Annotated in this window: 25 protein-coding genes; 9 read left to right on the forward strand and 16 right to left on the reverse strand. The window is 72.5% G+C overall.

The annotated features are described in order from the left end of the window. Nucleotides 1-287 precede the first annotated feature (287 nt). From AB0K14_RS15135 to AB0K14_RS15145, 3 genes are read left to right on the forward strand one after another with little or no spacing between them, the layout of a single operon-like run. On the forward strand, nt 288-1,451 hold the full coding sequence (locus AB0K14_RS15135) for a MoxR family ATPase (RefSeq protein ID WP_360447552.1): 1,164 nt from the start codon (nt 288-290) through the stop codon (nt 1,449-1,451). A gap of 1 nt (nt 1,452) precedes the next feature. Beyond that, nucleotides 1,453-2,718 (forward strand): DUF58 domain-containing protein, encoded by a 1,266-nt coding sequence (locus tag AB0K14_RS15140; protein WP_360447550.1) that lies wholly within the window; start codon nt 1,453-1,455, stop codon nt 2,716-2,718. After that, nucleotides 2,719-5,157, forward strand: coding sequence for a DUF3488 and transglutaminase-like domain-containing protein (locus AB0K14_RS15145; protein ID WP_360447548.1), 2,439 nt, complete (start codon nt 2,719-2,721; stop codon nt 5,155-5,157). A 178-nt stretch (nt 5,158-5,335) separates the two neighbouring features. On the opposite strand, the gene AB0K14_RS15150 is transcribed toward AB0K14_RS15145, so the two are convergent. From AB0K14_RS15150 to AB0K14_RS15175, 6 genes are all read right to left on the reverse strand, one after another. After that, nucleotides 5,336-5,719: a DUF3040 domain-containing protein gene (locus tag AB0K14_RS15150; RefSeq protein ID WP_033437744.1), complete on the reverse strand. Its 384-nt coding sequence runs from the start codon at nt 5,717-5,719 to the stop codon at nt 5,336-5,338. Nucleotides 5,720-6,933: 1,214 nt separating this feature from the next. Then, complete coding sequence (locus tag AB0K14_RS15155; RefSeq protein WP_360447545.1) at nt 6,934-7,878, reverse strand: hypothetical protein; 945 nt, start codon at nt 7,876-7,878, stop codon at nt 6,934-6,936. Nucleotides 7,879-8,049: 171 nt separating this feature from the next. Further along, complete coding sequence (locus tag AB0K14_RS15160; RefSeq protein ID WP_360447543.1) at nt 8,050-8,307, reverse strand: hypothetical protein; 258 nt, start codon at nt 8,305-8,307, stop codon at nt 8,050-8,052. 84 nt (nt 8,308-8,391) lie between these two features. Then, a complete protein-coding gene (locus tag AB0K14_RS15165) occupies nt 8,392-9,033 on the reverse strand; it encodes a Crp/Fnr family transcriptional regulator (RefSeq protein ID WP_360447541.1) in 642 nt (213 codons plus the stop codon). Nucleotides 9,034-9,131: 98 nt separating this feature from the next. Beyond that, nucleotides 9,132-10,415, reverse strand: a complete 1,284-nt coding sequence (locus AB0K14_RS15170; protein WP_360447539.1) for a DNA polymerase IV — start codon at nt 10,413-10,415, stop codon at nt 9,132-9,134. A 36-nt stretch (nt 10,416-10,451) separates the two neighbouring features. Then, entirely contained in the window at nt 10,452-11,552 is a 1,101-nt protein-coding gene (locus tag AB0K14_RS15175) for an amidohydrolase family protein (RefSeq protein ID WP_360447537.1), read from the reverse strand. Between the two features lie 36 nt (nt 11,553-11,588). On the opposite strand from AB0K14_RS15175, the gene AB0K14_RS15180 reads away from it, so the two are divergent. After that, nucleotides 11,589-12,920, forward strand: a complete 1,332-nt coding sequence (locus AB0K14_RS15180) for a glutamine synthetase family protein (RefSeq protein ID WP_360447535.1) — start codon at nt 11,589-11,591, stop codon at nt 12,918-12,920. A gap of 5 nt (nt 12,921-12,925) precedes the next feature. Here AB0K14_RS15180 and AB0K14_RS15185 read toward each other — a convergent pair whose 3' ends face one another. From AB0K14_RS15185 to AB0K14_RS15195, 3 genes are all read right to left on the reverse strand, one after another. Continuing rightward, a complete protein-coding gene (locus tag AB0K14_RS15185; protein ID WP_360447533.1) occupies nt 12,926-13,531 on the reverse strand; it encodes a sigma-70 family RNA polymerase sigma factor in 606 nt (201 codons plus the stop codon). A 214-nt stretch (nt 13,532-13,745) separates the two neighbouring features. Beyond that, nucleotides 13,746-14,336: a sigma-70 family RNA polymerase sigma factor gene (locus tag AB0K14_RS15190; protein ID WP_360447531.1), complete on the reverse strand. Its 591-nt coding sequence runs from the start codon at nt 14,334-14,336 to the stop codon at nt 13,746-13,748. A 77-nt stretch (nt 14,337-14,413) separates the two neighbouring features. After that, nucleotides 14,414-15,136 (reverse strand): methyltransferase domain-containing protein, encoded by a 723-nt coding sequence (locus tag AB0K14_RS15195; RefSeq protein ID WP_360447529.1) that lies wholly within the window; start codon nt 15,134-15,136, stop codon nt 14,414-14,416. 34 nt (nt 15,137-15,170) lie between these two features. Here AB0K14_RS15195 and AB0K14_RS15200 point away from each other — a divergent pair, with 34 nt between their 5' ends. The 4 genes from AB0K14_RS15200 (at nt 15,171) to AB0K14_RS15215 (ending at nt 18,557) form a co-directional block, all read left to right on the forward strand. Then, entirely contained in the window at nt 15,171-16,007 is an 837-nt protein-coding gene (locus AB0K14_RS15200; protein WP_360447526.1) for a ParA family protein, read from the forward strand. A gap of 73 nt (nt 16,008-16,080) precedes the next feature. Further along, entirely contained in the window at nt 16,081-16,713 is a 633-nt protein-coding gene (locus tag AB0K14_RS15205; RefSeq protein ID WP_360447524.1) for a LysE family translocator, read from the forward strand. Continuing rightward, nucleotides 16,700-17,494 carry a DNA-formamidopyrimidine glycosylase family protein gene (locus tag AB0K14_RS15210; protein WP_360447522.1) on the forward strand — a complete coding sequence of 265 codons (795 nt, stop codon included), beginning with the start codon at nt 16,700-16,702 and terminating at the stop codon, nt 17,492-17,494. The genes AB0K14_RS15205 and AB0K14_RS15210 overlap by 14 nt, the downstream gene beginning before the upstream one ends. Before the next feature lie 10 nt (nt 17,495-17,504). Then, nucleotides 17,505-18,557, forward strand: coding sequence for a quinone-dependent dihydroorotate dehydrogenase (locus AB0K14_RS15215; protein ID WP_360447520.1), 1,053 nt, complete (start codon nt 17,505-17,507; stop codon nt 18,555-18,557). On the opposite strand, the gene AB0K14_RS15220 is transcribed toward AB0K14_RS15215, so the two are convergent. The 7 genes from AB0K14_RS15220 to rimO all read right to left on the reverse strand — a co-directional run bounded on the left by AB0K14_RS15220 (nt 18,554) and on the right by rimO (nt 25,003). After that, nucleotides 18,554-19,798: a solute carrier family 23 protein gene (locus AB0K14_RS15220; protein WP_360447518.1), complete on the reverse strand. Its 1,245-nt coding sequence runs from the start codon at nt 19,796-19,798 to the stop codon at nt 18,554-18,556. The genes AB0K14_RS15215 and AB0K14_RS15220 overlap by 4 nt on opposite strands. Nucleotides 19,799-20,033: 235 nt before the next feature. Further along, nucleotides 20,034-20,813 carry a hypothetical protein gene (locus AB0K14_RS15225; RefSeq protein ID WP_360447516.1) on the reverse strand — a complete coding sequence of 260 codons (780 nt, stop codon included), beginning with the start codon at nt 20,811-20,813 and terminating at the stop codon, nt 20,034-20,036. Between the two features lie 16 nt (nt 20,814-20,829). Then, complete coding sequence (locus tag AB0K14_RS15230; protein WP_360447514.1) at nt 20,830-21,693, reverse strand: PspA/IM30 family protein; 864 nt, start codon at nt 21,691-21,693, stop codon at nt 20,830-20,832. 300 nt (nt 21,694-21,993) lie between these two features. After that, on the reverse strand, nt 21,994-22,419 hold the full coding sequence (locus AB0K14_RS15235) for a helix-turn-helix transcriptional regulator (protein WP_360447512.1): 426 nt from the start codon (nt 22,417-22,419) through the stop codon (nt 21,994-21,996). A gap of 156 nt (nt 22,420-22,575) precedes the next feature. Next, nucleotides 22,576-23,049, reverse strand: a complete 474-nt coding sequence (locus tag AB0K14_RS15240) for a CinA family protein (RefSeq protein ID WP_360447510.1) — start codon at nt 23,047-23,049, stop codon at nt 22,576-22,578. After that, nucleotides 23,046-23,630 carry a CDP-diacylglycerol--glycerol-3-phosphate 3-phosphatidyltransferase gene (pgsA, locus tag AB0K14_RS15245; protein ID WP_360447508.1) on the reverse strand — a complete coding sequence of 195 codons (585 nt, stop codon included), beginning with the start codon at nt 23,628-23,630 and terminating at the stop codon, nt 23,046-23,048. The genes AB0K14_RS15240 and pgsA overlap by 4 nt, the downstream gene beginning before the upstream one ends. Next, nucleotides 23,627-25,003, reverse strand: a complete 1,377-nt coding sequence (gene rimO, locus AB0K14_RS15250) for a 30S ribosomal protein S12 methylthiotransferase RimO (RefSeq protein WP_360447605.1) — start codon at nt 25,001-25,003, stop codon at nt 23,627-23,629. The genes pgsA and rimO overlap by 4 nt, the downstream gene beginning before the upstream one ends. Before the next feature lie 312 nt (nt 25,004-25,315). On the opposite strand from rimO, the gene AB0K14_RS15255 reads away from it, so the two are divergent. Then, the gene (locus AB0K14_RS15255) at nt 25,316-25,816 is read left to right on the forward strand and encodes an amino-acid N-acetyltransferase (RefSeq protein ID WP_360447506.1); all 501 of its coding nucleotides are present in this window, start codon (nt 25,316-25,318) and stop codon (nt 25,814-25,816) included. Nucleotides 25,817-25,820: the final 4 nt, after the last annotated feature.

Raw genomic sequence — 25,820 nt, forward strand, 5'->3', positions numbered from 1 at the left:
GTGGTGGGGGACGCCCGCCGTGACCACCTCTGCGGGTGAGTCGAACCGGCCCGAAGTCCACCCGGATGGCGCAGCGAAAACGGGCAAAACCGGTTCACCGGAGCCGGTGGTGGGGAATCGTGGTGAGGTGGGGTGAACCGGCCGGGCTCCCGGGTCGTGGCCACCACGGGTCCGAAACTGTTCAATCGGGTGTAGGGCGCTTCGCCCTGGTTTGACACACTGCGTGAAACGCTCACCGCCACCGCGAACCGGTCGCGGTAGGGCCGCGCCCTGCTCCAGGAGGTCGAGTGACTCCGAGTACACAGCCCGCCGCGCTGCCAGAACACTCCTACGGGGGCGGCGTGCCTGCGGTCAACCAGGGGAACCCCGCCGTCAACCAGGGGAACGCCGTCGGCGGGGCCGACAACCGCGCCACCGCGCACGTCAACAACGGGGGTCACACCCGGCCGGAGGAAGCGCTCGCGGAGCTGCACGCCGTGGTCGGGCGGATCGCCGCCAACGTCGAGAAGGTCATCGTCGGCAAGCCGGACGTCGTCCGGGTCTCGCTGGTCACCCTGCTGGCCGAGGGCCACCTGCTGGTCGAGGACGTGCCGGGCGTGGGCAAGACGTCGCTGGCCAAGGCGCTGGCCAGGTCCATCGACTGCACGGTGAGCCGCATCCAGTTCACCCCCGACCTGCTGCCCAGCGACATCACCGGTGTGTCCATCTACAACCGGCAGGACAACGACTTCGAGTTCCGGCCCGGCCCGGTGTTCGCCAACATCGTGGTGGGCGACGAGATCAACCGCGCCTCGCCGAAGACCCAGTCGGCGCTGCTGGAGTGCATGGAGGAGCGCCAGGTCACCGTCGACGGGCAGACGTACCCGCTCGGCGCGCCGTTCATGGTGATCGCCACGCAGAACCCGATCGAGATGGAGGGCACTTACGCCCTGCCCGAGGCGCAGCGCGACCGGTTCACCGCGCGGGTCTCCATCGGGTACCCGGACCCGGCGGCCGAGCTGGCGATGGTGGACGAGCACGCGGGCCACGACCCGATGGCCGACCTGCGCCCGGTGTCCGACGCCGAGCAGGTGCTGAGGCTGGTCCAGGTCGTGCGGCGGGTGCACCTGTCGCAGGAGATCCGCCGGTACGCGGTGGAGCTGGTCGGCGCCACCCGGCGGCTGCCGGAGCTGCGGCTGGGCGCGTCACCGCGCTCGACGTTGCAGCTCGTGCGGTCGGCCCGGGCGCAGGCCGCGCTGGCGGGCCGCGACTTCGTGGTGCCCGACGACATCCACGCGGTGGCCGTGCCGGTGCTGGCGCACCGCCTGGTGATGACCGCGGAGGCGCAGGCCGCCCGCCGGTCGTCGGCCGACCTGGTGCGCAACCTGCTCCAGCGGGTGCCGGTGCCGCACGCGGCGCTGGACCCGAGCGGGCAGTTCCTGCACAACATCAACCCGAACAACCACCGCTGACATGCGCGCAGCGCTGTCCGGGCTGACCACCCGCGGCCGGTGCCTGCTGGCCGCGGGGTTCGCGGCCGGTTTGTGCGCGATCGTGCTCAACGAGCGCGACCTGCTGCGGGTGGCGGCGTTCGTGGTGGCCCTGCCGCTGCTCGCGGCCTGGCTGGCGCAGCGGGCCCGGGTCGGCCTGCACGCGAACCGGCTCCTGCACCCCAGCCGCGTCCAGGTGGGCACCGCCACGGACGTGCGGGTGGAGCTGCGCAGCGCCGGACGACTGCCGACCGGTGGGCTGCTGCTGGAGGACGCGGTGCCGTACGCGCTGGGCGCGCGCCCGCGGTTCGTGGTGGAACGGCTGCCGCGCAACATCGTGACCGTGCTGCGGTACCCGCTCAAGCCGGTGATGCGCGGCGTGCAGCAGGTGGGTCCGCTGATGGCGCGGATCACCGACCCGTTCGGCCTGGCCGAGTTCGACCGCGAGATGGCGGGCCGCAGCCGGCTGGTCGTGGTGCCGCGGGTGGTGGCGCTGACCGGCCTGCCCAGCGGTTCGGGCATGGGCTCCGGCGACGACGGCTCGATCCGGCTGCGCGCCGGTCAGGGCGAGGACGACGCGGTGGTCCGCCCCTACCGGCACGGCGACGACCTGCGGAAGGTGCACTGGCGCTCGACCGCGCGGCGCGACGAGCTGATGGTGCGGGTCGAGGAACGGCCGTGGCGCGGCGGCACGACCGTGCTGCTGGACCACCGGCTGGTCGCGCACCGGGGCAGCGGTCCCGGCGCGAGCCTGGAGTGGGCGGTGTCGATGGCCGCGTCGATCTGCCTGCACCTGCACCGGTACGGCCACCAGGTGCGGCTGGTCGGCGACGACGGCCGGGTGCTGGCGGGCGGACCGGGTGACAGCGGGTACAACGACTCGGTGGTGCTGGACGCGCTGGCCGCGTTGCCACCGTCGCACCGCCGCGAGCCCGCCACCGGGTTGGACCCCGGCGCGGGCCAGGAGGTCGTCGCGATCCTCGGCGGCAGCACGCCCGCCGTGGTCGACTCGTTGATCCGCAACCGGCCGCGCGGGATGCGCAGCCTCGCGATCGTGATGGACGTCCGCGCGTGGGCGTCCGCGTCGGAGGACCCGGCGCCCGACCCCGCCGACGCCCAGCGGTTGCTGAGCGGCGCGGGCTGGGGCGTGGTCGTGGCGCGGCCGTCGACGCCGATGGGGCAGGTCTGGCAGGAGCTGTGCCACAGCGCGGGCAACCGCGGCCCGGTGGTGCGCACGGAGGTGGGCTGAGTGACCGGCAGAACGGCCGCGGCGGGCAACGGCAACTGGGTGGTGAGCGCGACACCCGCGGTCGCCGGCCTGGCCACGCTGTGCGCGGCGACGGCGTTGTCCAGCGTGCTCGACGGCGTGCTGTGGCTGGTGTACCTGGCCGTGGCGATCGCGGTGGTCGGCGGCGCGGGCGTGCTGCTGCGGGCGACCCGGGTGCCTCCGCTGGTGGTGGCCCTCGGCCAGGTGCTGGCGTTGACGTGCCTGCTGGTGACGATCTTCACCCGCAGCGGTGTGCTGGTCGTGCTGCCCGGTCCGCAGTCGTTGCAGGACCTGCTGGCGGTCCTGGGCGACGCGATGACCGAGGTGCAGACCGGTGTGCCGCCGGTGCCGGACAGCCCCGCCATGCGGTGCCTGGTGATGGTGGCGATCGGGCTGGTCGCGATCCTGGTGGACACCCTGGCGGTCGGCCTGGCCGCGCCCGCGGCGTCGGGGCTGGTGCTGCTGTGCGTGTTCGCGGTGCCCGCGTCGCTGGCCGACGAGATGCTGCCGCTGTGGACGTTCGTGTTCGGCGCGGGCGCGTTCGCGCTGCTGCTGGCCGTGGACGGGCAGCACCGGCACGAGGCGTGGCGCGGGAGGTTGGCGGGCAGCGGGCAGAGCGGGTCCGGACCGGCGGCGACCGCGGTGGCCGGCTTGGCGGTGGTGGTGGCGCTGGTGGCCGGGGCGAGCCTCACCCTCGTGGGCACGGTGGGTCGGCTGCCGGGCACCGGTGACGAGATCGGCGGGGGCACGGGCGGGCTGGGCATCGACCCGATGACCCAGCTGCGCGGCATGCTCAACCAGGGCGCGCCGCGCGAGCTGTTCCGGGTGCGGAACATGCCGAAGACCTCGGCGTACCTGCGCGCGATGACGTTGCGCCAGTACGTGCCGGACAAGGGCTGGGAGCTGGGCGGGAGCATGCCGGAGGGCGTGCCCGCCGGCGGTGCGCTGCCCCCGCAGCCGGGCGACCCCGGCGGTGGCGAGGTCGTCGACATCCGGATCGAGCCGGTGAACTGGGTGGACAACTGGCTGCCCGTCTACGGTCGGCCGCGCGGTGTCGAGGAGGTCGGCGACAACTGGAGGTTCGACCCGGGTCGCGGGATGATCTACAGCGTGCGGCCGCGCAAGTCGGAGCCGTACACGTTGGAGACGGTGTTCGACACGCCCTCGGCGGACACGCTGCGCAAGGCCTTCGGCCAGGTGGACGTCGACCAGGAGTACCTGGACGCGCCGGGTGTCGAAGGGCGGGTCGCCGCGTTGGCGCGGCAGATCGTCTCGGGGCACGACAACCAGTTCGACCGGGCGACCGCGCTGTACCGGTACTTCACCGACGGCACGCAGGGGTTCGACTACACGACGCAGACCTCGACCACGAGCACGTCCGTGGACGCGTTGGAAGACTTCGTGTTCAACGGCAAGAAGGGGTTCTGCGAGCAGTACGCGTCCGCGATGGCGATCATGGCGCGGTCGGTCGGCATGGCTTCGCGGGTGGCGTTGGGCTTCACGGCCGGGTACGCGACCGGGGAAGTGCAGACGATCACGTCGCAGGACGCGCACGCGTGGGTCGAGATCTACTTCCCCGGCTACGGCTGGATGACCTTCGACCCGACGCCGCTGTCGGACGGGCGCGGCGTGACCCCGCCGTACATCTCCGGTCTCGACGCCGACGACGAGGAGGACGGCTCCAGCACGGGTGCGACGACCACCACGACCACCACGGCGGCGCCGGGCACGTCGGCGTCCGCGTCGGCGGTGCCGGACGCGCAGGGCCAGGACGGGACGACGACCGAAGCGGAGCCGACGCCCACGTGGCACCTGGTGACGCTCGGGGTGCTGGCGCTGCTCGCGCTGCTGGCGACGTTGGCGGTGTTGTTCGGCGGTGCGCGGCTGGAACGGCCGGCGTGGCTGCGTTCGGCGGCCCTGGCGGCCGCGGCGGTGGCGTGGGCGGTCGTGCTGGCGTTGGCGGTGGCGCTGCTGTCGTGGTGGTTGGCGGTGGCGTTGCTGGTGCTGGTGGTGACGGCGGCGCCGGCGGTCCTGCGGACGTGGCGGCGGCAGCAGCGGCTGCGGGCGGTGGCCGGGTTGGGGCCGGACGCGGCGAGCGCGGCGTGGCAGGAGCTGGTCGCGGAGTCCGTGGACCGGGGCACGCGGGTGCCGCGCACGGAGACCGTGCGGGTGGCCGCGCGGCGGCTGGTCCGGGCGCACAACCTGGACGAGCAGGGCCGGGACGGGCTGCGCGCGGTGGTCGGGGCGGTGGAGCGGTCCTGGTACAGCACCCAGGCGGCGGCGGACCCGTCGCTGCCGGGTGCGGTGGACGACGTGCGCGAGAGCCTGAACCGCAACGCGCCGCTGGCGCTGAAGGCGAAGGTCCTGCCCCGGTCGGTGCTCCAGCCGAAGCCGCCGTCGGAGGACGACCCGCAGGAGTGACGGCGCAGGAGTTACGGCACCGCGCTGGGCGCTGGGCACGGGGTGCTGCTCAGCGGTGGGCACGGGGTGCTGCCCAGCGGTGGTGTGGGACTCGGTGGGACAAGCACACGGCCCGCCCCGGAGGAACCGGGGCGGGCCGTGTGCGTTGTTCGGTCGTGCGGTTGGGCTGTCGCGCGGACTACTCGTCCTCGAAACGGCGACGGAAACGTTCTTCCATCTTCTGTGAGAACGAGCTGCGGCTGGGCCGGCTTCCCTCTTCGCTGGGCTCTTCGGCACCCTGGTCACCACGACGCAGCGTCGTCACGGTGAGCAGTACGCCGAAGAACATCAACAGGAAGCCGACCACGCTCACCACCGGGATACCAGCGAGCTTCGGCAACATCACACCCGTGACCAGCAGTGCCACACCCACGGCGAACAACGCGATGCCTTGGATGCGACGCCGTCGGGACGGCTTGCGCAGCTTGGCGCCGCGCACAGTGGATGCGAACTTCGGGTCCTCGGCGTAGAGCGCGCGCTCGATCTGGTCGAGCAGTCGCTGCTCGTGCTCGGAGAGTGGCATGGCTCCTCCTCCGGCACAGCGGTCGCGGGCGCCGGGTAATCACGGTTGCCGCCGGTCCCGGCGGACGCCCCGCCCTGGGGGCGTCACAACCAGGATACGATTCGGGAGGCTCGCCGACTACCCAGTCCGTGCCCCTAAGCGGTTCGTTCTGTCACCATCATCCTCACGGGTCAACGGTCAGGCCACCGTGAGGTCGGGCAAGCCGCCTCAGGGGCAACTGTCAAGACCTGCGAAAGCTCCGCCGTTCACTCCCCCGAGGGGGTGATCGAAGGGCCGTGACTACCGGACTGTCGCCCGTAAGGCGGCGGTAACCCTCGATTCACCTCATCCAGTTCAAAGATCGAGCTGACGCGCCTACGGACAGTGATCGAACCCGTACGCCACCCAGGGCCGCCTTTCGAGACCGAGATCACAATTGAGCCCGCGCCCAGCCGATCGCCCGAACCCTGGCACCGGCGGCCCCGGTCAGGCCGAGTTCGGGACCACGAAGCCCGACCCCCGACTCGACCACGGCTCGACCCACCACCCCGGTCGACCAGCCCACGGTCCCCGTGCCCGGCCGACACTGAACTCACGCCCGATCCGGCGCCCAGCCCAACACCGAACCCCCGGCACCTGCTCCGGGCCAGGCCCCCGGCCGCGCCAGTTTTGGCAGTCGAGGCCTGCCCCATCGGCACCCCACCCCGGACCGCTCGTACATCGACTCGGCCCGCGCATCAGGCTCGGTGGTCCAGGCCTGACCCACCGCCACACCACCCCGGGCCGCCCGGCGATCGGCTCGGCTCGGCTCGCACACCATCCCCTGCGGTCTCGGCCTGACCTACTGGCGCGCCAGGCCCGACCGCCCGGCGATCGGCTCGGCCCGCACACCATGCTCGGTGGTCGAGCCCTCACCCGCCGGCACACCATCCGCGGATCGCCCGAAGATCGGCTCAGCCGCACACCACGCCCTGCGGTCTAGGCCCGAGCTACCACCCCGGACGGCCCGCAGATCGGCCCCGCCCACACACCAGACCCGGCGCCCGGAACCCGCACACCGGCGCACCGGGCTCGGTGGTGGAGGCGTGACCTGGCAGCCGCCAGGCCCGACCGACCGAAGATCGGCTTGGCTGGCGCCCGGGCTCGGTGGTCGAGGGTCGGCTCGAACCGCGCTCGGTGGCCCTGCCGAGGGTGGTTGGGGTGGGGGCAGGGGCGGTCGGGATTGGTGAGGGCGGTCAGGGGTAGGCGGAGGTTGGTTGCCTGCTGGGGGCAGGCCGGCGGGTGGCGGGGTTGATCGGGGGCCTTGGGCGGTCGGTGGCTTGGGTGGCGGCTCGCAGGAGGTCTCGGGCGACGGCTGTCGGGGATTGGCGCAGCCGGGCCGGGGCGGTGTGCAGGACCACGGCACCGGCCGCGTGCAGGAGGTCCGCGCGGGGTCTCGGGGTGGTGAACTGCCAGGCCAGGGCCAGGTGGTCCCACCAGGCGTCGGCCGTGCCCAGGGGGCGGCCCTCGGCGGATTTCAGGGGGACGTCCCACACCGGCGCGGGCAGGGGCAGGTCGTCGAGCACCGCCCTGGCCCAGGCCTGGGGCACCGAACGGATGCCGTCGGACAGTTCGGCCAGGACCTGCCTGGCCGGTTCGCCCGCACGGGCCAGGCCCGGTCCGAGGTCGGCCACGGCGACCCCGCCGTGGCGGACCACCTCGGTCAGCACGGCTCGCACGTCGTCACGCGAGCGCAGCGCCTTGGCGGCGTCGACGGCCGCTTTGGCCAGCGGCGCGGTCAGGAACCCCCGGCGCAGCACCGGGTCCGGTGCACTGCGGGTGCGGGTGATGCGGACACCGGCGGCCGGTTCGACCGGGCGGTCGACCAGGATCTGCACCGGGCCGGTGGCGGGCAGCGCGCGCATGCCGTGCAGTTGCAGCGCGTCCAAGCCGGTCAGCAGGGCTTCCGGCCCGCCGTAGCGCAACGCCGCCCGCACCAGTTGCGCACGGCTCGGCGGTGTTCGGGCCAGCAGCAGGATGCCCGGCAGCACGTGCTGCCACGGGCCGCGCGGTCGGCAGCGGACGACCAGTTCCTCGCTCGGCAGACCGAGGCCGAGCAGTTCCGACGTGGTGGCGACGCGGTGCGGGAAGAGGCCGCCCAGGGCGTCCAGGTCGATGGTGGTGCGGCTGGAGGTGTGCATGTGTCCACGATCGGCGGTTCGCCGAGGTCGGTCGACGGCGAGAGCGCGAACTGTGGACAACTGGTCGGGCTGTGGACAACTCACGCGAAAATGAGGCCTTCCGCAGACCCGACCCGTCTGCGGAAGGCCTCGGCGGACGACGACCACCCCTCGTTGGCCGTCGCGTGGCCTCTAGAGCCGGACGAGGTCCTCGCGGATCTCCAGGTCCAGCTCTCGGCGGACGGAGCGGACCTCGCGCCAGGCGTCGTACACGGCGACCAGACCGCCGGCGAGCACGAAGGAGACGGCGAGCGCGACCACACCGTCGAAGTCGGACTTGATGATCACCACGACGGCCGCCCACACCATCACGGCGGTGAACACGAGGGTGCTGGCGAGGCGCTCGGTGAACCGGCGGCGGGACTTGGCCTGCTCGTCGTTGTGGTTCATGACTCCCCCTCTGAACTCGGCTGATGCCTCATTTGTAGGAGGTTCGAGCGGCGAGTTCTGCGTCAGATGACGCACAAGGGGAAATCAGGCGGTGAAGTCGTAGAGCCGGCTCACCCGATGAATGTCGATCTTGCGACGCCCCGTGCTGATGATGCCCTCCTCGCGCAGTGCGCGCAGCACCCGCACGAGCGATTCGCGCGACGTGCCCGCGATGCTCGCGAGGTCCTCCTGGCTCAACGCGATCGCGCCCTGGTCGGCGATCCCGCGCTGCAACGCCATGTCGATGAGGACGGCGGCGACGCGCTGGGTGGCCGTACCGCTGATCTGCACGCGCTGGCGGTCGGTGTCGCGTTGCCGCGTCACCACGACGATCAGCACGGACCACGCGATGCGCGGGTACCGCTGGCACAGACCGGCGAACGACCCGGCGGACAGCACCAGGGCCCGCACCTCGCCCAGCGCCCGCACCGTCGCCGAACGCGGCCGCCCGTCCACCGCGGAGCGCTCACCGACGATGTCCCCCGCCCCACGCACCGCCAGCACCTTCTCGCTGCCGTTGGCGGTGGTCGCGGTCACCCGCAGCAGACCGCGCCGGACGACCAGCACGTGCCGGGTGACCTCGCCCTCGTGGCAGATCACCGAGCCGTGCGGGTAGTCGCGCTCGACACCCGTCGCCGCGAGCACCTCGTGCTCGGAGGGTGTGAGCAGGCCCCAGAACCGATCCACGCCACCACTGTGCCGGGTGATCCACCCGCGCCGCCCGGATCAGGCCGGTGACCACCCGAACGGCTCGACCCCGAGGCCGGGAACCCGAACGCCGCCGGTCACGACCCGCGGTCGGGCTTGGGCTCGTCGGCCCCCGACCGGGCAGGCCCCTGGGTCAGCAGCGACGCCGGGCGGATCGCCGCCGTGCCGAACCTCGACCGCGCCTGGTCGGCCGCCTGCTCCGCCTCGCGCCAGCCCCGCTCCGGCGCGTCGAACATCAGCTGCTCGCCGTCGTCGCCCTCGACCAGCTGCTCGATCCGGACCCCGATCAACCGCACCGCCCCCGGCGGCACCTGCTCGTCCAGCAGGGTCGACGCGGTCTTGTAGACCTCCTGCGTCACGTCCGTCGCCACCCGCAGCGTCTTCGACCGGGTGATGGTGGTGAAGTCGGAGAACCGCACCTTGATCGACACCGTGCGCCCGCGCAGGCCGCGTGACCGCAGCGTCGCCGCCGAACGCTCCGACAGCCGCAGCAGCTCCCGGCGCAGCAGCTCCCGGTCGAAGTGGTCGACCTCGAACGTCTCCTCCGCGCCGATCGACTTCTCCCGCGTGGACGGCACCACCGGCCGGTCGTCGTGACCCTGCGCCAGCGCGTGCAGGTGCTCGGCCAACGCCACCCCGATCAGCCTGCGCAAGCGCGGCAACGGCGTCGCGGCCACGTCGGCCACCGTCTCCAGCCCGACCCGGTCCAGGTGCTCGGCCGTCCGCTGCCCCACGCCCCACAGCGCCGACACCGGCAACGGGTGCAGGAACGACAGCACCTGATCGCGCGGCACGACCATGAGGCCGTCCGGTTTGCACATCCCCGACGCGAGCTTGGCCAGGAACTTCGTCGGCGCCACGCCGACCGAGCAGGTGATTCCGTGCGCCCGCTCCACCTGCGCCCGGACGAGCTGCGCGATCTGCGCCGGGCTGGACCGCATCCGCCGCAACGCGCCGCTCACGTCCAGGAAGGCCTCGTCCAGGCTCAACGGCTCCACCAGCGGCGTGATGTCGCGGAAGATCGCCATCACGCCGCGCGAGACCTCCTGGTACCGGGAGAAGTTCGGCGACACGAACACCGCGTGCGGCGCGAGCCTGCGCGCGTGGGAGGTCGGCATGGCGGAGCGCACGCCGAACTCGCGGGCCAGGTAGTTGGCCGACGCGACCACGCCCCGGTTCGCCGTCCCGCCCACGACCACCGGTCTGCCCGCCAACTCCGGCCGGTCGCGGATCTCGACCGACGCGTAGAAGGCGTCCATGTCCACGTGCAGCATCGAGCAGCCGGTGTCGTCCGGCCAGACGTCGCCGCGGGCGCGGAAGCGATCGACCAGACCGCGCGGCAGGTTTGCGCTGCGGCCCACGACCACCCCCGTTCAGCCGAACACCTGTTCGACACTCTACGACAACCGGTAGACCCGGTGCGCGTTCTCCCACCCGATCAGGCGAGCGATCCGTTCCGCGTCCGCCACCGCGAGAGCATGCGCCCGCAGCCCGGCCGAGAGGAAGTCCGACAACGCGCGCCGGAAGAACAGCGTGCCCAGGTAGTACAGCTCGACCAGCGCGAACGCGTCGGTGGAGAACAGGAACTTCCCGAACGGCACGATCTCCAGCGCCTCCGCCAGCACCCGGCTCGCCTGGTGCGCCACCGAGTGCGTGGCCAGCCCCAGGTCCACGAACACGTGCGGGAAGACCTGCGCCAGGTACCCGGCGGTGCGGTGGAACGGGTAGTTGTGCAGCAGCAGGATCGGCACGCCGAGCGGCGCGGTCGCCCGCAGCAGGCCGGTGAGCAGCGACGGGTCGCACTCGTGCAGCGAGAGGTCGGCGTCGCCGTAGCCGACGTGGAACTGCACGGGCAGCCCGCGGTCCAGCGCCTCCCACACCAGGAACCGGCTGATCACCTCGTCCGCGCACCGGGTCGAACCGGACGTCAGCCACCGATCGGCCGCCGCCACTACCTCCGCGTCCGACGGCCGCGCCGGGTCGAGTGCCAGCCCCACCCGGTAGGCCGCGACCGACTTCGCCGCGACCGCCGACGACGAGTCCAGCGCCGCCCGCACCCGCGCCGGGAACCCCGTGGCGCCCTCGGGCACGATGTCCTCCGCCAACCGCTCCAGCCGCAGCACCGCGAGTTCACGCGAACCGGTGAACTCGGCGGGACCCACGAAGCCCTCCGGCCACGTGCCGCCGTCCACCAGGAACGTCGCGATCTCCGTCGCCGACAGCAACGACCGGTTCACCTCGGCCGCGCCCAGCGACCGCCGCCGCGCCAGGTACTCCTCGGCGGGCGCCAGCGGCGGCAGGTCCAGCAACGGCGCACACCAGCGCCGCACCGCGAGCCCCAGCGACGAGTCGAACAACGACGTGCCCAAGGGCGACCGCGACTCGGCCTCGGTCAGGTTCGACTCGAAGCCGTCCCGGTCCAGGTCGGTGCCCAGCACGCCGTGGCAGTGGTGGTCCACCAGGCGCAACGACGCCACGAACGGCAGCAACGGGTCCACTTGTTGAACAGTAGTGACCTGGTGTAACCACGCACGATGGACACAGCCGAGCGGGAGCACCGACGTGCGCTGGCCACCGACCTGGTGGACGACCTGCTGGAGCAGGACGTGGTGGCGGTCGCGCTGACGTGGGTCGACCACAGCGGCATCACCAGGGTGAAGTCCGTGCCGCTCGCGGGCCTGCCCAGGGCCGCCGCGGACGGGGTGGGCGCGTCTCCCGTGTTCGACGCGTTCCTGCTGGACGACACGATCATCACCGGGCGGCACGCGGGCGGCCCGGTCGGCGACCTGCGCCTGCACCCGGACCTGGACCGGCTCACCGTGCTGGCGGGCCAGCCCGGGTGGGCGTGGGCCCCGGCCGACCGCTTCGACCAGCACGGTGAGCCGCACCCGCAGGACGAGCGGGGGCTGGCGCGGGCGGTGGCCGACCGGCTGACCGTGCACGGCTACGAGGTCCAGGCGGGTTTCGAGGTGGAGTGGGTGGTCGGGCAGGGCGACACCGACGAGTTCCGACCCGCCACCACCGGCCCCGCCTACGGTCACGCCCGCCAGGTCGAGCTGTCCGACTACGCCGCCGACCTGCTGTCGGCGTTGGCCGAGCAGGACGTCGAGGTGCTCCAGTTCCACCCCGAGTACGCGCCGGGCCAGTTCGAGGTGTCCACCGCGCCCGAGGACCCGGTGCACGCGGCCGACACGTCGGTGCTGGTGCGCGAGACGATCCGGGCCATCAGCCGGCGGCACGGCCTGCGCGCGTCGTTCTCGCCGAAGGTCACCGCGGAGGGCGTCGGCAACGGCGGTCACCTGCACCTGAGCCTATGGCGCGACGGCCGCAACCTGTTCGGCGGCGGCGAGGGCTGGTTCGGGTTGACCGACGACGCGGAGGCGTTCACGGCGGGTGTGCTGGGGCGGCTGCCCGCGCTGTGCGCGATCGGCGCCCCGTCGGTGGCCAGCTACCTGCGCTTGGTGCCGCGGCACTGGTCGGGGGCGTTCGCCGAGTGGGGCCTGGAGAACCGGGAGGCGGCGTTGCGCCTGATCGCGGCCCGCGACCTGGAGATCAAGTGCTACGACCTGTCGGCGAACCCGTACCTCGCGGTGGCGGCCACGATGGCGGCCGGTCTGGCCGGGATCGTGGACCGGGCGCGGCTGCCCGAGCCGGTCGGGGTCGACCCGGCCGCGCTGCCGGGGGCCGAGCGCCTGCCCACCTGCCTGGAGGAGGCCGTGGCGGCGTTCGAGGCCGACGAGGTGCTGACGGAGGCGTTCGGCGCCGAGTTCGCCGCGACCATCGTCGATGTGCGGCGCGGCGAGATCGCCCGGTTCGCCGACTGCTCACCGGAGGAGATCGCCGCGCTGACCCGCTGGCGGCACTGAGCGCCTCAGGCGCGGTGCCGGGCTTCGTCCAACGCCTTGCGCAACCGCGCCAACGCCCGGTGCTGGGCCACCCGCACCGCGCCGGGCGTCGAGCCGACCGCCTCCGCGGTCTCCTCGGCGGACAGGCCGAGGACGATGCGCATCACCAGGATCTCGCGCTGCCGGTCCGGCAGGACGCCCAGCAGCTGTCCCATCCGGTCGGACAACTCGCCCTGCAACGCCCGCAGCTCCGGGCCCGGCTCGGCGCCCGCGCTGTCCGGCAGCTCCGGCACGCACTCGGCCCGGTTGCGCGCCGACGCACGGTGCGCGTCCGCGACCTTGTGCGCCGCGATGCCGTACACGAACGCCAGGAACGGCCGGCCCTGCTCCCGGTAGTTGGGCAGCGCCTTCAGCACCGCGAGGCAGACCTCCTGGGCCACGTCCTCCGCCGACGCCGACGACCGCTGACCACGCCCGATCCTGGCCCGGCAGTACTTCACGACCACCGGTCTGATCTCGGCCAGCAACGCCTCGACCGCCCGCCGGTCACCGCGGACCGCCGCGGATACGTACGACTCCGGCCCTCCCTCCGCACGTGCCGGCGAGGAGGACGGGACGTCCTCGCTCCGCACGGGCACCACCGTCCTCACCGCGTTACCGCGAAGTACCGGCAAGATTGAAAACCCGACCACCACTGCTGTCATCGCGAGCTCCTCGGCGTCCGCGCGCTGGACGACTCTCGGGGGCACATGCGAACGCGACGCCGGCCCTACGCGGTGATGACGCCGGTCACAGAAAGTTACTCCAAATGGATGCGTTTGTTCCCCGTTTGGGTGAACAAGCGCCTCATTGAATGCGCGGAGTAACCAAGGATCGCTCGATTTCCCGTCTCAGCCGGGTCAGCGCCCGGTGCTGCGCCACTCGGACGGCGCCGGGCGAGGCGTCGACCGCGTCGGCGGTCTGGTCGGCCGAGAGTCCGACCACCACCCGCAGCACCACGATCTCCCGCTGCTTGTCCGGCAGCAGCCTCAGCAACTCGCCGATCCGCTGCGACAGCTCCACCCGCAGCGCCGACTGCTCCGGGCCCGCCTGCTCGTCGTCCGGTGCGTCGGGCAGCTCCGGCACCGGCTCCGCGCGGTTGCGCAACGCCGCGCGGTGCGCGTCGGCCACCTTGTGCGCGGCGATCCCGTACACGAACGCCAGGAACGGCCGGCCGTGGTCCTTGTAGGTGGGCAACGCGGTCAGCAGCGCCAGGCACACCTCCTGGGCCACGTCGTCCGCCGAGGTGAACGAGCGCTCCTGCCTGCCCACGCGGGCACGGCAGTAGCGCACCACCAGGGGGCGGACGGTGCCCAGCACCGAGGCGATCGCCCGGCGGTCACCGACGACGGCCGCGCGCACCACGTCGTCCAGGTCTTCGGGCGCGGGTCCGGCCATCAGCCGGCCCCGGCTAAGTGCGGGTCTCCCATGACGGGTCCTCTGCGATAGGCGGCGGAACCTCCGTTCTACCGCACTCAGGCAGGCTTTCGGCCCAGTACGTGCAACCGGGCCGCCACATCGCGCAAGGGAGACCGGGTCGAGGCGGCCAGTTCCAGCTCGGCCAACGCCTCGGCGGCACCGGGATTCGCCTCCAGCACCGCGCCCGGCACCAGGTCCGACACCACGCCGTGCCCCTGCACCAGCTCCACCTTCAAGCCCGCCGCCAGCACCAGTGCCTCCAGCCCGGCCACGTCGAACCGGCGCAGCAGCGGGTCGCGGGTGCCGGCGAGCTGACCGGCCTCGTCGTCCAGCAGCCGCCGCGCGTCGACCAGCCGGCCGGCGATCGCCCGGTGCAGCACCGCCGCGTACCGGTTCGCCACCAGCAACGACACCGCCCCGCCGGGGGTCACCGCGGCGGCCAGCGCGGCCAGCGCGGCAGCCGCGTCGTCCACGACCTCCAGCAGCCCGTGCCCGAGCACCAGGTCCGCCGAGCCGTCCCGGTCCAACGCGTCCGTGTCGCCCTGAACAGCGGTGATCCGGTCCAGCACGCCCTCGTCGGCGGCACGGCGGTGCAACGTGGCCAGCGCGTCCGGGCTCGGGTCCACCACGGTGACCGAACACCCGGCCACGGCCAGCGGCACGGCCCACACGCCGCTACCACCGCCGACGTCGAGCACCCGCGGCGGTTCACCGCCCCGGCGGTCCCGCGCGGCGGCCAGCTCGGCGTCGAGCACCCTGTGTACGGCGTCCGGTCGCATGGACGTAGAGCGTAAGGGCCGTAGGCTGCACTACGTGCATACGGTGGCGGTGCTCAGCCTCAAGGGTGGCGTTGGGAAGACGACGGTCGCGCTCGGTCTCGCGTCGGCGGCGCTGCGGCGTGGCGTCCGGACGCTGGTCATCGACCTCGATCCACAGTGCAACGCCACCTCGACGCTGGAACCCGAGGACACCGAGGCCAGCATCTACGACGTCCTCCAGGACCCGAGCGAGGACACGCTGCGCAAGGCGATCGCCCCCAGCACGTGGGGTGACGGCGTGGACGTGTTGGCCGGCTCGGAGGACGCGGAGTCGCTGAACCACCCCGACCCGGGCGAGACGCGGCTGGGCAGGCTGCGCGAGGCGCTGCGGCTGTTGCGGGACGACGAGGAGCCCTACCAGCTGGTGCTGCTGGACTGCCCGCCGTCGCTGGGTCAGCTGACCCGGTCGGCGCTGGTCGCGGCGGACCGGGCGCTGCTGGTGACCGAGCCCACCATGTTCGCGGTGGCCGGTGTGCAGCGGGCGTTCGAGGCGGTGCAGGCCGAGCGGGAGCACAACGAGGAGTTGCAGCCGCTGGGCGTGGTGGTGAACCGGGTGCGGCCGAGGTCGCACGAGCACCAGTTCCGCATCGACGAGCTGCGCGACATCTTCGGTCCGCTGGTGATGCCGGTGGCGTTGCCCGACCGGCTCGCGGTGCAGCAGGCGCAGGGCGCGTGCATGCCGATCCACGAGTGGGGCACGCCGGGCGCGCGCGAGGTCGCGTTGGCGTTCAACCTGCTGCTGGCGCGGATACTGCGCATCAGCCGGAGCAGACGCAGGGCGGTCCACCACGACTTCAACGACGAGGAGATCGAGGAAGCGGTGGACGCGTGAGCGAGCTCGCGGGCGAACCGTTCACCACAGTGCTCCGCGCTCCCGCCACACCGAGCGCCGGCGAGGCGTGCACGTGAGCGCGACCGCCCTCCTGGCGTTCACCGCCGCGGCGGTGCTGCTCACGATCACGCCCGGCCTGGACACCATGATGCTGTTGCGGATGGTGCTGGGCGGCGGGCGCAAGGCCGGCCTGTTCGGCGGGTTCGGCACCACGCTCGGCTGCCTGGTGTGGGGCGCGGCGAGCATCGCCGGGTTGACCGCGCTGCTGGTGGCGTCCCAACTGGCCTACGACGTGGTGCGCTACGCGGGCGCGGCGTACCTGCTGTGGCTCGGCGGTTCGGCGCTGTGGAAGTCGTGGCGCGGCACGTACGACCGGCCGGGCGACGTGCTGGCGATCACGCCGGCGCAGGCGCTGCGGACCGGGTTCACCACGAACCTGCTCAACCCCAAGATCGGTGTGTTCTACCTGAGCCTGCTCCCCCAGTTCCTGCCCTCCGACCAGGCGTCGGCCGGGTGGGGCGCGCTGCTGGTCGGCGTGCACGTGGGCATCGGGCAGGTGTGGCAGATCGTCGTGGTGTGGCTCGCCGGGCGTGCGGTGGTCGTGCTGACGAAGCCCGCGGTGCGGCGGTGGACCGAGCGGCTGACCGCGTCCGTGCTGGTCGGGTTCGGCCTGAAGATGGCGTTCGACAGCGGTGCCCGAGGGTGACACGGTCTTCCTGGCCGGCCGTCGCCTGGACGAGGCGCTGGCCGGCCGCCGGCTCGTGCGCGGTGAGCTCCGCCACCCGAAGTGGTCCACCGCGGACCTGAGCGGGCGGGACGTGCTGGCGGTGCGTTCGGTCGGCAAGCACCTGTTCACCCGGTTCTCCGGCGACCTGAGCCTGCACAGCCACTTCCGGATGGACGGCGCGTGGCACCTCTACCGGCCCGGCGAGCGCTGGCAGCGGCCGGGCCACCAGGTGCGGGCGCTGCTGGAGGTGCCGGACCGGGTCGCGGTCGGGTTCGCGCTGCACGACCTGGAACTGCTGCCGACCGACCAGGAGTCGCGGCTGGTCGGGCACCTGGGGCCGGACCTGCTGGGCGACTGGGACGACGACCGGGCCGCCGAGGGCGCCGCCAGGCTGGCCGCGGACCCGGACCGGGAACTGGGTCTGGCCATGCTGGACCAGCGGGTCGTGGCCGGCGTCGGGAACCTCTACAAGGCCGAGGTGTGCTTCCTGCTCGGCGTCTCGCCGTGGAGCCCGGTGTCGGCGGTGGACCCGGCGGAGGCGGTGCGGCTGGCGCGCAAGCTCCTGCTGGCCAACGCGTGGCGGCCGGAGCAGAGCACGACCGGTCTGATGGGGCGCGGGCGGCAGCACTGGGTGTTCGAACGGGGTGGCCGGCCGTGCCTGCGCTGCGGGACGAAGGTGCGCGTCGGCGGTCAGGGCGCGGGGGTGCTGGAGCGTCCCGCGTACTGGTGCCCGCGCTGCCAGCCAGGGCCGATCGCTTAGGGTTACCGCCGTGGTCTACAAGAGCGTGGTGCGCAAGGCGTTGTTCCGGATGCACGGCGGTGACGCGGAGCGGGTCCACGAGACCACCCTCGGCGTGCTGGAGAAGCTGACCCCGGCGGCGAGGCTGGTGCGGCGCAAGCCCGCGTCGGCGCGCACGGTGTTCGGCGTGCGGTTCCCCAACCCGGTCGGCCTGGCCGCGGGGCTGGACAAGAACGGCCGGGCGCTGCCCGCGTGGGGCGCGCTCGGGTTCGGGTTCGTCGAGGTCGGCACGGTCACCCGGCACGCGCAGCCGGGCAACCCCAGGCCGCGCCTGTTCCGGCTGCGCGACAGCGAGGCGATCATCAACCGGATGGGCTTCAACAACGACGGCGCGCTGGAGCTGGCCAACCGGCTCGACCGCCTCGGCCCGCTGCCCGTGCCGCTGGGCATCAGCCTGGGCAAGTCCAAGGTCACGCCGGTCGAGGACGCGGTGGAGGACTACCGGACGTCCCTGCGCGCGCTCTACCGGCACGGCGACTACTTCGCGATCAACATCAGCTCGCCCAACACGCCAGGCCTGCGCAGCCTCCAGGACCGCGGCGCGCTGACCGAACTGCTGTCCGCGCTCAACGTGACCGCGCGGGAGCTGGCCGGGTCCGAGCCGCGCAAGCCGATCCTGGTCAAGATCGCGCCCGACCTGACCGAGCAGGCCATCGCCGAGCTGCTGGAGGTGTGCGCCGCGCACGAGGTCAGCGGGCTGATCGCGACCAACACGACGTTGTCGCGCGACGGCTTGGCCCCCGCCGACCAACGGCTGGCGCACGAGGCGGGCGGGCTGAGCGGCCGGCCGTTGACCGCCCGTGCCCGCGAGGTGGTGCGGTTCGTCAGCCGGGAGACCGACGGCAGGCTGCCGATCATCGGCGTCGGCGGCATCGCGAGCCCGGACGACGCCGCGCGGATGCTGGACGCGGGCGCGAGCCTGCTCCAGGTGTACACCGGGTTCATCTACGAAGGCCCCGGTCTGGTCCACCGGATCAACCGGGGGTTGAGGCACGCGGCGCCGACTCCGGCCTCGCGGGGCTAGACCTTCCGGGCGGTCCGGAGCCAGCGCAGGATCGGGTGCAGGATCACGACCAGCAGCGAGCCCCAGACCAGGCCGCCCAGCTCCATGTCGCCCAGTTGCAGCGTCAGGTCGCCCACGCCGGCGACCAGGGCGGCGCCGCCGACCAGCGCGTTGCCCGGGTTGGTCAGGTCGACCCGGTTCTCCATCCACACCCGCACGCCGACCAGGCTGATCAGGCCGAACAGCACCAGGGTCGCGCCGCCGACCACGCCCGCCGGGATGGTCGCGAGCACGGCGGTGACCTTCGGCGAGAACGCCATCAGCGCCGCGGCGGCCCCGGTCACGGCGTACGCGGCGGTGGAGAAGACCTTGGTCACACCCATCACGCCGATGTTCTCGGAGTACGTCGTGGTGCCCGATCCGCCGCCCAGACCCGCCAGGGCGGTGGACACGCCGTTGGCGATGATCGAGTCGCCGACGTTGCCGTCGAGGTTGCGGCCGGTCAGCGCGCCGACCGCCTTGACGTGCCCGACGTTCTCCGCGACCAGCACGATCACCACCGGCAGCACCAGCAGGGTGACCGACGGCCGCAGTTCCGGCGCGTGGAACTCGGGCAGGCCGAACCAGGCGGCACGACCTATGGCGGCCGTGTCGACCAGGCCCAGCCAGAAGCCGAGCGCCCACCCGACGACCACGCCGATGAGCACGGAGAACCGGAACGACACGCCGCGGCCGAGCACGCCGCACAGCAGGATGATGCCCATGGTCACCGCGGCGGGCAGCGGTTGCTCGCCGAACGAGTCGGTGGCCCGGTGCGACAGGTTCAGCCCGATCAGCACGACCACCGCCCCGGTCACCACCGGCGGCATCACGGCCTCCAGCAGCCGCACGCCCAGCGCCTTGACCGCGACCCCGATGATGACCACCAGCAGGCCGGCCGCGAGCACGCCGCCGAGTTGCGCGGCGATGCCCTCGTCACGGGCGACGGACAGCGGTGCGATGAACGCGAACGACGCGCCGAGGTAGCTGGGCACCCGGTTGCGGGTGATCACGAGGAACAGCAGGGTGCCGACACCGGAGAAGAGCAGCGTGGTGCTCACCGGGAGACCCGTGGTGGCGGGGACGAGGATGGTGGCGCCTGCCATCGCGACCAGGTGCTGGACGCCGAACCCGACGGTGCGCGGCCAGCTCAGCCGTTCCTGCGGCGCGATGGCGTCACCGTCGGTGGGGCGGCCATCACCGCGCACGGTCCACAACGCCACTCAATGACCTCCCCGGCGACCAGGACGGACCGCGCTGTCCGACCCAGGGATCCTGCCACGCCATGTAGTGGCTGCGGCTATATAACGGTCTGATAATCACACGATCGCAGCAGCGTACGCCACCATGGCCGCGAGTTCAGCCCAACTCTGCTACGCAACGTGACCTAATCCGCGTTCGTGCAGATGGCCGCGCGGGTCCGTGCCGTGATCCGCCGCGAGGTGTCGGAGCGGTCGTTCAGCGCGACAGGTCGCGCAGCCCGGACGCCAGACCCGCCAGGTGGTCCGTCGCGTCACCCAGCACCTGCCGGGGGTTGGACGCGGTGCTCTCGGCGAGCACCCGGCCCGCCGCGGCGACCAGGCCGCAGTAGCCGTCCACGCCCTCGTCCAGCTGGGCCCGCAGTCTTCGCACGCCCTCCACGAGCGGGGCGCGGTCCAGCGGCGGCGCGGTGTCGCGCGCGCGTTCGACGGCCTGCAACTGGCGGGACACGGCCCGGATCGCGGACGAGGCCTCGACGCCGGTGGCGCGGGCCTGCTCGACCGAGTCGGTCGGGATGGAGGTCAACGCCGCCGAGTCGAGCTGGCGCAGCAGCTCCCGCAACGTGTCCTCGGCCTCGTCCAGCCGTTCCATCGGCTGGCGCGCCGCCGAGGAGCGGGCGGGCATCGGCTCGCGCACCGGGGCGACCTCCAGCTGCCGCCGCTGGGCGTCGATGCCCCTCATCCTGATGTTCGTGCGCACGGCCAGCACGGACGTGCCGGCGAAGCCCAGGGCCGCACCGACCCCGACACCCGCGGCGAGCGTGCCGACGATGGCCAGCGTGCCGACCACCGCGAGCAGGGCCAGCACGATCAACCAGAAGGTGAGCACGCGGCTCGACCGGCGGTACCGCCGGTCGAGCTTCGCGCGCGGGTCGTTCCAAGCGGCGTAACGCCGCTTCACCTGGTCCGCGAGTTGCCCTTGAAGCTGACCACCGATGATCTGGACGATCTCACCGGCCGCCTTCCGCCGGGGTTCCATCGCGGACACCATCCCCTCAGCCCTGGCTCGCCGGCGGGTTCTGCTGCATCTGCTGGGTCGGCTGCGCCTGCGTCTGCTGCACCCGTTGCTGGATCTCCTGCTGGATGCTCGCGCTCGCACTGGCGGGCTGACCGCTGGTCACCTCGCCGGCCACCTTGCCGCCGCCCATCGAGGCGCGGATCTGCTCCAGCCGCGAGTGGCCCGCCATCTCGGTGGTCGACTGCTGGACCTCCAGCATCCGGCCCTGCACCGAGTTCTGCGCCAGCTCCGCGGAACCGAGCGCGGTGGTGTACCGCTTCTCGATCTTGTCGCGGACCTCCTCCAGCGAAGGCGTGTTGCCCGGCGCGGCCAGCTCGGTCATCTGGCGCAGCGAGTGGGAGACCTGCTCCTGCATCTTCGCCTGCTCCAGCTGGCTGAGCAGCTTGGTGCGCTCGGCGAGCTTGGTCTGCAGGACCATCGCGTTGCGCTCGACGGCCTGCTTCGCCTGCGTCGCCGCCTGCAACGCCTGGTCGTGCAGCGTCTTGAGGTCCTCGATGCTCTGCTCGGCGGTCACCAGCTGGGTGGCGAAGCCCTGCGCGGCGGTCTCGAACTGCGTCGCCCGCTGGTCGTCGCCCTTGCCCCGGGCCTCGTCGGCCAGCACGAGCGCCTGGCGTGCGGACGCCTGGAGCTTCTCCACCTCGCCGAGCTGGCGGTTGAGCTTCATCTCGAGCTGGCGCTGGTTGCCGATCACCGCGGCGGCCTGCTGCGACAGCGCCTGGTGCTGCCGCTGCGCCTCCTCGATGGCCTGCTGGATCTGCACCTTCGGGTCGGCGTGCTCATCGATCTTCGATGAAAAAGCCGCCATGAAGTACTTCCATGCCTTCACGAAAGGGTTGGCCATCTCCTACGCCTGCCTTCTCCGCACTTCCCTGGCTCGCGCTCGTGATTGGCAACGACCCGGTGCCGGTGTTGGTTCCATCGTGTCAGTTGTCCCGCGCTGCTTCCACCGACCTGGGGAGATATCCGGGATCACCCTGAGTCACCCCCGACTTTCGTCGGCATGGTCATCCTGCCCGCCCGCCCCGGAGGGGACGCGGCGACCCCGTGGGGGGTTGCCAAGTCGTTGCACGCCCAAGCCCGCCGTGAACGCCGAAAGCCGAGCCGGTCGGACCGGCTCGGCTTCGGCACGTGTGCGCTGGGGTTACGCCGCCACCACCGCGTTGCGCGGCTTGCTGATCGAGGTCGACAGCCGGTGCGTGAGCACGGGCTGCAACCGCAGGTCGGACAGGTCGTTGCCGATCACCGCGGGCACCATGGTGCCGCCCTCCAGACCGGATGGCGCGGGCGCGCCGGTCCGCTCGGCGAGCTCCGCGGGCGTCGGCACCGGCTGCTGGACCGCGCCGATGTCCGAGGCGACCAGGTGCAGCAACTCCCACAGGGGCAGGTCCAACGCCTCGCAGATCGCGGCCAACAGCTCGCTGGAGGCCTCCTTGCGGCCACGCTCCACCTCGGAGAGGTACCCCAGGCTGACGCGGGCGGTCCTGGAGACCTCGCGCAGCGTGCGGCGTTGGGTGGTGCGGGCATGGCGGAGCCGATCACCGATCGCCTCGCGTAGCAGCACGGTCATCGCGCGCCTCCTTCCGGCCGGCCGTGCCACCACGTTACCGACCCGTCCCGTCGACGGGCAGTCACTTCGGTGCACGTCCGCCAAGGGCGAACGAGTGAACTGCCGGGTAAGTTCCCGCGTGCGTGTTCGGATGTGACCGAAAACGCGCAGCTCACGTCACTCGACGGGGATCTTGAGGTGGGCTCGCAGGAGGTTCAGAACCGCTGTTGTGGAACTCGTGCGCACTTGGTCACGGTCACCACCCAGAGTGAGCGATCGAACAAGTGATCCGGACGGACCGGACAAACCGAGGTGGACGGTGCCCGGCGGGACGCCGTCCTGCGGGTCCGGGCCGGCCACTCCCGTCAGCCCGAGGCCCCACGTGGCGCCGCAGCGCTCGCGTGCGCCGACGGCGAGCTGCCGGGCCACCTCGGGGTGCACCGCGCCGTGCTCGGCCAGCAGCGCGGCGTCCACGCCCGCGAGCGTGTGCTTGAGGTCCGTCGCGTAGACGACCAGCCCGCCGCGCACCACGGCGCTGGAGCCGGGCACGGAGGTCAGCTCGGCGGTCACCAGGCCCGCGGTGAGCGACTCGGCCGTGGCGACCGTCTCACCGCGTTCCCTGAGGGCTCGGACGACGTCTTCGGCGCTCACGCGCCCGCCACCGCGCGCTTGCCCCTGGCGCGCAGCCGGAAGGCGCGGATGACGTAGTCGACGCCCGTGACGACGGTCAGCACGACGGCCGCGCCCATGGTGACCACCGAGAGCGCGTCCAACCAGGCCGGCAGCGGCAGCACGTACAGGCCGATGGCGACGATCTGCACGAGCGTCTTGGCCTTGCCGCCGCGGCTGGCCGGGATCACGCCGTGCCGGATGACCCAGAAGCGCAGCAGCGTCACGCCGAGCTCGCGGACCGCGATGACGACCGTCACCCACCACGGCAGCTCGCCCAGCAGGCTCAGGCCCACCAGCGCGGCGCCGGTCAGCGCCTTGTCCGCGATCGGGTCGGCGATCTTGCCGAAGTCGGTGATCAGGCCGTGCTTGCGGGCCAGGTTGCCGTCCACGTGGTCGGTGACCGACGCCACGGCGAACACCCCGAACGCGGCCAGCCGCCACCAGGGCTGGTGGCCGTCCTCGGCGAACAGGAAGTAGAGGAACACCGGCACGAGCGCCAGCCGGGACATCGTCAGCACGTTGGCGATGTTCAGCACCGGCACGCGCGCGGGTTCGGTCACCTCGGGAGCACCTCGATCGCTGTCACGACCAGGTCGACGCCCTCGGACTCGTCGACCCGGCAGCGCACCATGTCGCCGACCTCCAGGCCGTCGGCGTTGGTGATGACGCACTCGCCGTCGACCTCGGGCGCCTGGTGGGCGGCGCGGCCGACGCAGTCGTTCTCGTCGTCCTCCGCGGTCTCGACCAGGACGACGACCTCGTCGCCGACGCGCTCCTCGGCGCGCTGCGAGGTCAGCTCCTCGACCAGGTTGGAGATGCGGGCGACGCGCTCGGCGATCGTGTCGGCGTCCAGCTTGTCCGGCAGGCCCTCCGCCTCGGTGCCGTCCTCGTCGGAGTAGCCGAACACGCCCACCGCGTCCAGCCGGGCGGCGGTGAGGAAGCGCTCCAGCTCGGCCACGTCCTGCTCGGTCTCGCCCGGGAAGCCGACGATGACGTTGCTGCGGATACCCGCACGCGGCGCGAGGGAGCGGATCTGCTCGACCAGGCCGAGGAACGACTCGGTGGACCCGAACCGCCGCATCCGGCGCAGCACGGGCTCGCTGGAGTGCTGGAAGGACATGTCGAAGTAGTCGGCCACGCCCTCGGTGGTGGCGATGGCCTTGACCAGGGTGGGCTTGGTCTCCGCGGGCTGCAGGTAGGACACCCGGACGCGGTCGATGCCGGGCACCGCGGCGAGCCGCTGGACGAGCAGTTCGAGGCCGCCCAGCTCGCGGGGCAGGTCCTTGGCGTAGGAGGTGGAGTTCTCCGAGACCAGGAACACCTCGCGCACGCCCTGCTCGGCCAGCCACATCGCCTCGGCCACCACCTCGTCCGGGTGGCGTGACACGAACGCGCCGCGGAACGACGGGATGGCGCAGAACGAGCAGCGGCGGTCGCAGCCGGAGGCGATCTTCAGCGGCGCCACGGGGGTGTCGGCGAGGCGGGTGCGCAGCACGCGCGGCCCCCAGCCGTGGCCCGGGACCTGCACGTCCTCGGCGGCCTTGGGCCGCTGCACGGGGGTGAGCGGCAGCAGGGTGCGCCGGTCGACCGGCTTGTGCGACTCGATGGCCTCGCCGGCGAGGACGTCGTCCAGCCGGTCGGCGAGGTCGGCGTAGTGGTCGAACCCGAGGACGGCGTTCGCCTCGGGCAGGCTGTCGGCCAGCTCGGCGCCGTAGCGCTCGGCCATGCACCCGACCGCGACCACCTTCGCGCCGCTGTCGGCGGCGGCGAGGAGGGTGTCCACGGAGTCCTTCTTGGCGGACTCGACGAAGCCGCACGTGTTGACCACGACCACGTCGGCCTCGTCGTCGACCAGCTCCCAGCCACCGGCGGTGAGCCGGCCGGCGAGCTCTTCGGAGTCGACTTCGTTGCGGGCGCACCCGAGGGTCAGCATGGCGACGCGCTTGGACGTGGTGGGGGAAGACACGGTGCTCAGCGTAACCGGCGCTGCCCCCCTCCCCGTCCGCCCGTGCGGTGAAGCGGTCCAGGTCAGCTGCCGAGCGGTGCCGCGCGAACCACCGCGCGTCCGGCGCCGGGGGCCGAACCCGGCGTGGTCCGGCTTCCTGCCGTGGCGGGGAACGGGCCGGGCGTGCGTTCGGCGACCACAACCGCCAGGTCGGACCGCTCCCCGCGGCACCGCGGGGAGAGCTTCGCCACGTCGGCTGCCGAGTGGGGGCCGGCCGTGGCCGGAGGTTACGTTTGCACCGTGAACGACCCGATCAACGTGCGTCGCGCCCGCACCGGCGACGTGCGGGCGATGAAGGCCCTCATCGACGCCTACGCCGGCAAGGTGCTGCTGGCCAAGCCGCTCGTGACCCTGTTCGAGGACATGCAGGAGTTCTGGGTCGCCGAAGAGGACGGCGTGGTCCTCGGGTGCGGTGCGCTGCACGTGCTGTGGGAGGACCTGGCCGAGATCCGCACGGTGGCGGTGTCGCCGACGGCGCTGGGGCGGGGCATCGGCCACCGGATCGTGCACCGGTTGATCGAGACGGCCCGCGAGCTGCAGCTGGAACGGCTGTTCGTGCTGACCTTCGAGACCGACTTCTTCGGCAAGCACGGCTTCGTGGAGATCGACGGCACGCCGGTGTCCCCCGAGGTCTACGAGGAGATCATGCGATCGGCCGACGAGGGCGTGGCGGAGTTCCTCGACCTCTCGTACGTGAAGCCGAACACCCTGGGCAACTCGCGCATGCTGCTCCATCTCTGACTCT

Source organism: Actinosynnema sp. NPDC050801 (genome assembly GCF_040673975.1).
Classification (GTDB): Bacteria; Actinomycetota; Actinomycetes; order Mycobacteriales; family Pseudonocardiaceae; genus Actinosynnema.